Origin of the sequence: Bradyrhizobium sp. AZCC 2176, from assembly GCF_036924645.1 — a bacterium.
In the GTDB taxonomy this organism is placed as follows: domain Bacteria; phylum Pseudomonadota; class Alphaproteobacteria; order Rhizobiales; family Xanthobacteraceae; genus Bradyrhizobium.
Map to the genome: position 1 here is coordinate 3,424,957 of NZ_JAZHRX010000001.1, position 7,544 is coordinate 3,432,500.

General features: G+C 60.4%; 3 protein-coding genes, 2 tRNA genes and 1 rRNA gene. 4 read left to right on the plus strand and 2 right to left on the minus strand.

Annotation, left to right across the window (positions count from 1 at the left end; all coding sequences use genetic code 11):
- Positions 1 to 20: 20 nt before the first annotated feature.
- Positions 21 to 1,646, minus strand: a complete 1,626-nt coding sequence (locus V1288_RS15900) for a Vgb family protein (protein WP_334357934.1) — start codon at positions 1,644 to 1,646, stop codon at positions 21 to 23.
- 173 nt (positions 1,647 to 1,819) lie between these two features.
- Here V1288_RS15900 and V1288_RS15905 point away from each other — a divergent pair, with 173 nt between their 5' ends.
- Complete coding sequence (locus tag V1288_RS15905) at positions 1,820 to 2,353, plus strand: hypothetical protein (RefSeq protein ID WP_334357935.1); 534 nt, start codon at positions 1,820 to 1,822, stop codon at positions 2,351 to 2,353.
- Between the two features lie 46 nt (positions 2,354 to 2,399).
- Here the strand turns inward: V1288_RS15905 and V1288_RS15910 are convergent, their stop codons facing one another.
- Entirely contained in the window at positions 2,400 to 4,472 is a 2,073-nt protein-coding gene (locus V1288_RS15910) for a M23 family metallopeptidase (protein WP_334357936.1), read from the minus strand.
- A gap of 842 nt (positions 4,473 to 5,314) precedes the next feature.
- Here V1288_RS15910 and V1288_RS15915 point away from each other — a divergent pair.
- The 3 genes from V1288_RS15915 (at position 5,315) to V1288_RS15925 (ending at position 7,233) form a co-directional block, all read left to right on the plus strand.
- Positions 5,315 to 6,803, plus strand: a 16S ribosomal RNA gene (locus tag V1288_RS15915).
- A gap of 242 nt (positions 6,804 to 7,045) precedes the next feature.
- Positions 7,046 to 7,122 (plus strand) — tRNA-Ile (locus tag V1288_RS15920).
- A gap of 35 nt (positions 7,123 to 7,157) precedes the next feature.
- Positions 7,158 to 7,233: transfer RNA gene (locus V1288_RS15925), tRNA-Ala, on the plus strand.
- Positions 7,234 to 7,544 lie beyond the last annotated feature (311 nt).

Genomic DNA, 7,544 nt, shown 5'->3' on the forward strand with positions numbered 1-7,544 from the left:
ACTCAGTACGGCTAGTTCCCCTACCTCCTCACCACCTTGTAAATCGCATTTTCCAGGTCCGACGAGAAATAGATCACGCCGGTCGCGCCCACACCAACGCCGGTCGGGATGTTGCTCGGCAACCCGCCGGGCGCGGCCGGCAATCCGATCGGCAGGTTGGCGGCGATCTCGGTGATGGCTCCGCTGGCCGGATCAATCGATACGATCCGCTTGGCGCCGACCTCTGCCACGATCAACCTGCCGTCGGGCGCCACCGCGATGCCCTCGGGGCCCTTGAGGTCCTTGGCGATCACGGTCTTTTCGCCGTTGGCTTCGACCTTCGAGATCTGGCCGGCAAAGGCTTCGGTCAGATAGACCGCGCCGCCGGATCCGGCGGCGAGGCCGACCGGTCCCTCGAGCCCGCCGATCACCGCGGTGCGGTCCTTGCCGTGCTCGCCGCTGGCGCGGACCAGCGATTTGCTGCCGAGCTCGTTTACGAGAATGCTGCCGTCGCCGAGCTTGACCGCGTCATGCGGGGCCTTGAAGCCGTGCAGCATCTCCTTGGTCTTGCCGGTCTTGCGGTCGATCAGTTGCACCGTGCCGGTAAACCAGCTCGACAGCAGCACGTCGTCGCCCTTGGCGGTGGCGCTCATCGGATATTCCAGCGTCACGCCGTCGGCATGCATGCGGGCGGGTTCGGAGACCTCGCCGGTCGCGCCATCCACGGTGCGGTAGGCGAAGACGTCGGCGATGTAGATCGTATCCTTGCCCCCGTCGGAGACGACACCGATGCCGCCGGGCAGTGCCAGCTTGCCGATGATGACCTGCTTGGCAGTGCCGGTTTCCGGATCGACCTCCTGGATTCCGTTGTCTGCCATGTTGGAGACGAAGATGCGGTCCTTGTCGTCGATCGCGAGATTGTCGAGCGAGGGCTTGAGCTGGGCCACCATCTTCTTCGCGCCGGTCTTCGGATCGACCCGCACCAACTGGCCGAGCGCGGTATCGACCACAAAGAGATTGCCCTTGGAATCGAAATTGACCGCCGCCGGAATCTTGAAGCCGTCGGCGACCACGCTTAGTTCGGCCTTGTCGACGTCGACCTTGGCGACCTGGCCCTTGAACCAGAGCGGGCCATACAGCATGTCGTCCGGCCCGAATTCAAAACCGTTGAGGCCGCCCATTTTTTCCATGATCTTGCGCGGCGGTTTGACGCCCTCGACGTCGATCTCATAGAGCGCGTCGCCCAAAAACACCTGCGTCGCGTACAGCCGTCCGTCCTTGCGGAACGCGAGCGAATTGATGCCGGGAAGGCCGGAGGCGAGTTTCTTCACCGGGCCGTCGCCCTTGCGCGAATAGAGATCGCCAGTGAGGAAGGCGGTCCATGCCATGGTGCCATCGGGCGCAAATGCAATGTCGTCGGACATACCTTCCGGTGAGGGGACCGCAATCTTCGCCGTGCCGTTATTGCGATCGACCTCGTAGAGCGCGGCGCCCGCGACGCTGCCGGCAAACAGGCGACCGGACTTGTCGATCCCGAGCCCGTGCACGCCATGAAACGCCGATCCCGGAACCAGCTTGGTGACTTCGTAGGTCTGCGCCGAGGCGCCGACCGTGGTGCCTGCAACGATCGCCGCAACCGCCGCCCAAAGGGCAAGCTTGCTCGTCATGACGCGTCCTCCCAGTGTTTTTTATGGGAGGCAGTATTTGTCGCGGCCGGCGGTTTGGCAAACGAAACTGCCGCGCCCCCGCGCCGCAAGTGCCATAAATCCGACACGCGGCGCGAGAAGCCGCGAACTGCCGCGCGGCAGCCTTGCGGCATGAAATTTGATGAAACCGGCGTGTGGCATGGCGAGTTTTCTCAGAAGCGGGCGGCCAGCGCGGCTTTCGAACCGAGCAGAACGCCAATTTTCAGCGCGCCGCTGCACATCCTCACGAGATGGAATTGCGGGCCGCCCATCCCAAGCAGGAGGCAATTCGCATGGCCACTAACAGAGCTGTCTTCGGTCAGTTCCATCCGAAGGTCTACGGAACTGCGGTCGGCCTTGTCGTCTGGTTTGCGCTGGCGGCGTGGATCTTGTTTGATCGGCAGAGCGACATCAGCCTGCCGCTCGGGATGGTCAGCGTGCTGCTTCTGGTCGCCGTCCTGCTGCCCTGGTCGCTGTCTCTCGTCTGGAAAAGACACCGGCTGCCACCGGAGCGTGATGTAGACAGGCTATCGTTCAACGATTGGAAGACCGGCGATTTTGCCGTCTGGGGAAGCAGGATTCGCAGCATTCACGCAGCGATCGATATGCTGCTGCCGCTTGCCGCCGTAGCGCTTGGTCTGACCGGTATCGGCATCGTGTTCCTGATCTCCGCATACAACGCTCCATAGGAAGCTGCGCAGCCAGAAAGTTCCGATCTTACCTGGTCCGCTGCTATCAGCGGTTGCTGATCGATCGAGTTTGCGGAGCGCCGGTGGCGCCGGTGGCGTCGGAAACGACGCGCGCGCCGCCGCGGGTGTTCATCTGGGTATCGAGGCGGTCGCGCTCTTTTTCGAAGTTCGCCATCATCGCACCTTCGAGCGAACGGCCGCGCGGCAGCTTGACGCGCATCGGATCGACGAAGCGGCCGTTGACCAGGATTTCGTAGTGGACGTGGGCGCCGGTCGACATGCCCGTCGATCCGACGAAGCCGATCACCTGGCCCTGGCGCACGCGCTTGCCGGGCTCCATGCCCTTGGCGAACGCCGACATGTGGCCATAGGCGGTCTCGTAGCCGTTGTTGTGTTTCAGTCGGACATATTTGCCGTAGCCGCCTTCCCAGCCGACCTTCTCGACCACGCCGTTGCCGGAGGCGAAAATCGGCGTGCCGTAGGGGGTCGCCCAGTCCACGCCGGTGTGCATCTTGGTATAGCCGAGGATCGGATGGCGGCGGCCGCCGAAGCCCGAACGCATGATCGCGTTGTTGACGGGTTTGCGCACCAGGAACTTCTTCGCGCTTTTGCCGGTCTCGTCGTAAAAGTCGACGACGGAATCATCGGTGGTCTGGAAGCGATAATATTTCTTGGTCTCGCCGCCGACGGTGAGCGAGGCGAACTGCACCTCAGGTTTTTCAGTGGTGGCGGTGCTTTCGTCGTCGCCGGCGAAGAATACGTCGAAGGAGTCGCCCGGCTGCACCTTGCGCTGGAAGTCGACGTCGTAGGAATAGATGCGGACCATGTCCTCGATCACGGCGGCCGGCACCTTGTTGCGCAGGGCGGTCTCGTAGATGCTCTGGTAGAGCCGGACGCCGCTGCCGTCATCTTCATCGTCGTCGTCGTCATCCTTGCCGGTGGCGGCCTCGGCGACGGTATTCATGCTCTGCACGTCGACGGCGACGTATTTGCCGACGTCCGACAGTGCGGCCACGGCCTCGACGGTGGTGTCGTTGGCGACGACCACGCGATAGGGCTGCAGTCGGGCGGCGGGGCCGAGCCCCGAGGGCGCCATCAGGATGCGGATCTTCTGGCCTTCCTTCAGGCCGCCGTCGCGGCCGCGCGCGCCAAGGGTCAACGCGACCGCTCTGGCCTCATCAGGTGTCGCGCCCTGGTCGCGCAGGATCGAGGCGATGCTGTCGCCCTTCTTCACGACGTGAATGCGTTCGCCGGACGGGTTGCCGCCGGTGATCTGGTCCTTGGTCTTCGGCAGCAGGGTAACGTTTTCCGGCACCACACGGGTTTCAAAGCCGGCATAGGGATCGGAAACGTTGCCCTCGGTAGCATAGGCGAGCTTGAGATCGGCGCCGCCGGCGTCGGCCGCAGCATTGGCCAGCGCCGTGTAGCGGACGCCGCCCGAGCCGCGCCAGTTCGCGGCATCCCGTACCCGCATCAGGACCTCATCGAGCGCGACCACGGCGGCGAGTTTCGCCTTCGGCAGCACCGTTGCGAGGTCCTTGGTCACGAAGGAAACCTCGGCGTCGGGTTCGACGGCTTCGGGATTGTTCGGATCCTCGGAGGCGGCCTGGGTCGTGGTGCCGACATCGGTCAACATGCGCTGGGCGTTGAACGGCGGGATTTTTGAGCTGAGATCGCTCGTCGTCATCGACAGGTTGCCGGAGATGCGGATGAACGGCCGCACCCGCATCACGTCGCGGTTGCCGACGCGGGTGACGGTGGAAACCCGCACCACGTTGCGCGAGGCGGTGGATTCGCCTGGCGGCGGCAGGCGGTCGCTCTTGTGCAGGGTGGCGGTGCGATCATTGGCGCCGAATGCGCCGCGCAGCGCGCCTTCGACGCGCTCAGGCACCTTGGCAAAGGTCATTTCGCCGTCGAGCGACGCAAAAACGGCGCCGCCGATGAGGGCCGCGCCGCACAGACCGGTCAGAATAGTGCCGCTAAACCATTGTACGGAGACACGGCGGCGATCGATCACCGCAGCCTCGGAGCCATCGACGGAAAGTGGCGGCTCGTGACCGAGATCGATGATCCCGGTCTCGCGTCCATAGCCGCTCCCGCGTGGCGCCTTCTGGCTCAACCCTGTGTCCCCCCAAATTCCATCGACATCCGATAAGACCTTCGCCCGATCCAGCCCCCACGTTTCCGCTCCTTAGGAGAGCGATTCCGGAGCATGGCGTTGCCGCACGCATGGAAATTCGGGAATCAGAGGCCAGAAGAAGACCGGCCGGAGACTCGAACGTCAATGGTGAGCAAGATCTCTCGAAGTTTCCTGGCCGCATGGGAAAGGCGACGGGTTCATCGAGATCGCCTGTCCCGGGTAAACGAACACCCGGCGGCCCCCACTGGCGCCCGGTGATTCAAAGCATACCTATAGTCAGAACGTCGCAGGAATGTGGCTCAAGTACGGCCAAAGGCCCGAAACATAGGGACTTCTTGGCGTCGCAAAATTCTTCGACGTGATGCGACAATTTGTTGACGATGGGCGTTGACAACCCCGATCGGGCGGGCCTATAACCCGGCCACTGAGCGCGGCGATGCATTGGCCCCGAGGCCAAGGCATCTATTCGCGCCCCGTAAGCTCCTCATTACGATGAGTGACTCAACAGCCGATAACAGTCGGTTGTTATTTGTCGTCGGATGAGATCTTCGGGAACCTTCCAGAAGTGGAAGGATGGGGTCCCAGCGATCCCGGGCTGTTTGACAAGTGAAGATGAAGAAAGAGAAACGTGGACGGCGGAGTCCTTGCGTAGTCTCGAATACTTGAAAACTTCGGTTTTCATCCTTCGAGGCTGGACGAAAGACTTCGGCGGTACACGTTTACATAGGTTACACCATCGTCGTCAGCGATGTGAATCGTCGGCGATATATATGGTGGGACCTCGTCAAACGTTGTGATCAGCCGGTTTAAAGTTTCAAGTCCAACTTGAGAGTTTGATCCTGGCTCAGAGCGAACGCTGGCGGCAGGCTTAACACATGCAAGTCGAGCGGGCGTAGCAATACGTCAGCGGCAGACGGGTGAGTAACGCGTGGGAACGTACCTTTTGGTTCGGAACAACACAGGGAAACTTGTGCTAATACCGGATAAGCCCTTACGGGGAAAGATTTATCGCCGAAAGATCGGCCCGCGTCTGATTAGCTAGTTGGTGAGGTAATGGCTCACCAAGGCGACGATCAGTAGCTGGTCTGAGAGGATGATCAGCCACATTGGGACTGAGACACGGCCCAAACTCCTACGGGAGGCAGCAGTGGGGAATATTGGACAATGGGCGCAAGCCTGATCCAGCCATGCCGCGTGAGTGATGAAGGCCCTAGGGTTGTAAAGCTCTTTTGTGCGGGAAGATAATGACGGTACCGCAAGAATAAGCCCCGGCTAACTTCGTGCCAGCAGCCGCGGTAATACGAAGGGGGCTAGCGTTGCTCGGAATCACTGGGCGTAAAGGGTGCGTAGGCGGGTCTTTAAGTCAGGGGTGAAATCCTGGAGCTCAACTCCAGAACTGCCCTTGATACTGAAGGTCTTGAGTTCGGGAGAGGTGAGTGGAACTGCGAGTGTAGAGGTGAAATTCGTAGATATTCGCAAGAACACCAGTGGCGAAGGCGGCTCACTGGCCCGATACTGACGCTGAGGCACGAAAGCGTGGGGAGCAAACAGGATTAGATACCCTGGTAGTCCACGCCGTAAACGATGAATGCCAGCCGTTAGTGGGTTTACTCACTAGTGGCGCAGCTAACGCTTTAAGCATTCCGCCTGGGGAGTACGGTCGCAAGATTAAAACTCAAAGGAATTGACGGGGGCCCGCACAAGCGGTGGAGCATGTGGTTTAATTCGACGCAACGCGCAGAACCTTACCAGCCCTTGACATCCCGGTCGCGGACTCCAGAGATGGAGTTCTTCAGTTCGGCTGGACCGGAGACAGGTGCTGCATGGCTGTCGTCAGCTCGTGTCGTGAGATGTTGGGTTAAGTCCCGCAACGAGCGCAACCCCCGTCCTTAGTTGCTACCATTTAGTTGAGCACTCTAAGGAGACTGCCGGTGATAAGCCGCGAGGAAGGTGGGGATGACGTCAAGTCCTCATGGCCCTTACGGGCTGGGCTACACACGTGCTACAATGGCGGTGACAATGGGATGCTAAGGGGCGACCCTTCGCAAATCTCAAAAAGCCGTCTCAGTTCGGATTGGGCTCTGCAACTCGAGCCCATGAAGTTGGAATCGCTAGTAATCGTGGATCAGCACGCCACGGTGAATACGTTCCCGGGCCTTGTACACACCGCCCGTCACACCATGGGAGTTGGTTTTACCTGAAGACGGTGCGCTAACCGAAAGGGGGCAGCCGGCCACGGTAGGGTCAGCGACTGGGGTGAAGTCGTAACAAGGTAGCCGTAGGGGAACCTGCGGCTGGATCACCTCCTTTCTAAGGATGGTTCTTCAGAAGCTTGCTTCTATCGAACCGTTTTAGAAACATCAGTGGCCAACGATCGTCAGGATTGTTGAGCTGCATTGGCGGGATTTCGCCGTCTTCGTTTCTCTTTCTTCGCGGACGAACACGCGCCAGGGGCTTAGCGCTGTGCGAAGGTTTGGCGCCTGTGCGATGCATTGGCGCGAGCCGATTGCGCGCGAGCATGTCCCTGACCCTTCCAAAGGAAGGAGCGTTAGGGGCTTGTAGCTCAGTTGGTTAGAGCGCGCGCTTGATAAGCGTGAGGTCGGAAGTTCAAGTCTTCCCAGGCCCACCACTTTGATCGAGTGCGGAGCATTCGTCTTCTGGTACGGGGCCATAGCTCAGCTGGGAGAGCGCGTGCTTTGCAAGCATGAGGTCGTCGGTTCGATCCCGTCTGGCTCCACCAGATGGAATCGAAGATCGAGATGCCTCGAATAGTCGTCCGCGAAACATCACTTCGCACGCATTGTCCGGATGGACAGTGACGTGCGTGATATCTGACATCGTAAAGAGGAGATCGATCCGAGTTTGGGATCTGCAAAAGCAGTTTTGCGGAATCTCATTCCTAATCTCCAGATCATTTCGGCGCTCGCCCATCGCAAGATGAGTGAGTTGTGAATGATCTTTGTAGCGAAGCTTGACCGCCTCGCTATCGGTTCGATCTTACGAAGCAAGCTGGTCTTTCTAATCAGTGTCCGGCCGTACATAGCATTCATC

Coding starts and splice junctions, on each gene's coding strand:
- V1288_RS15900 (WP_334357934.1), bottom strand. CDS start 1,646: ATGACGAGCAAGCTTGCCCTTTGGGCGGCGGTTGCGGCGATCGTTGCA.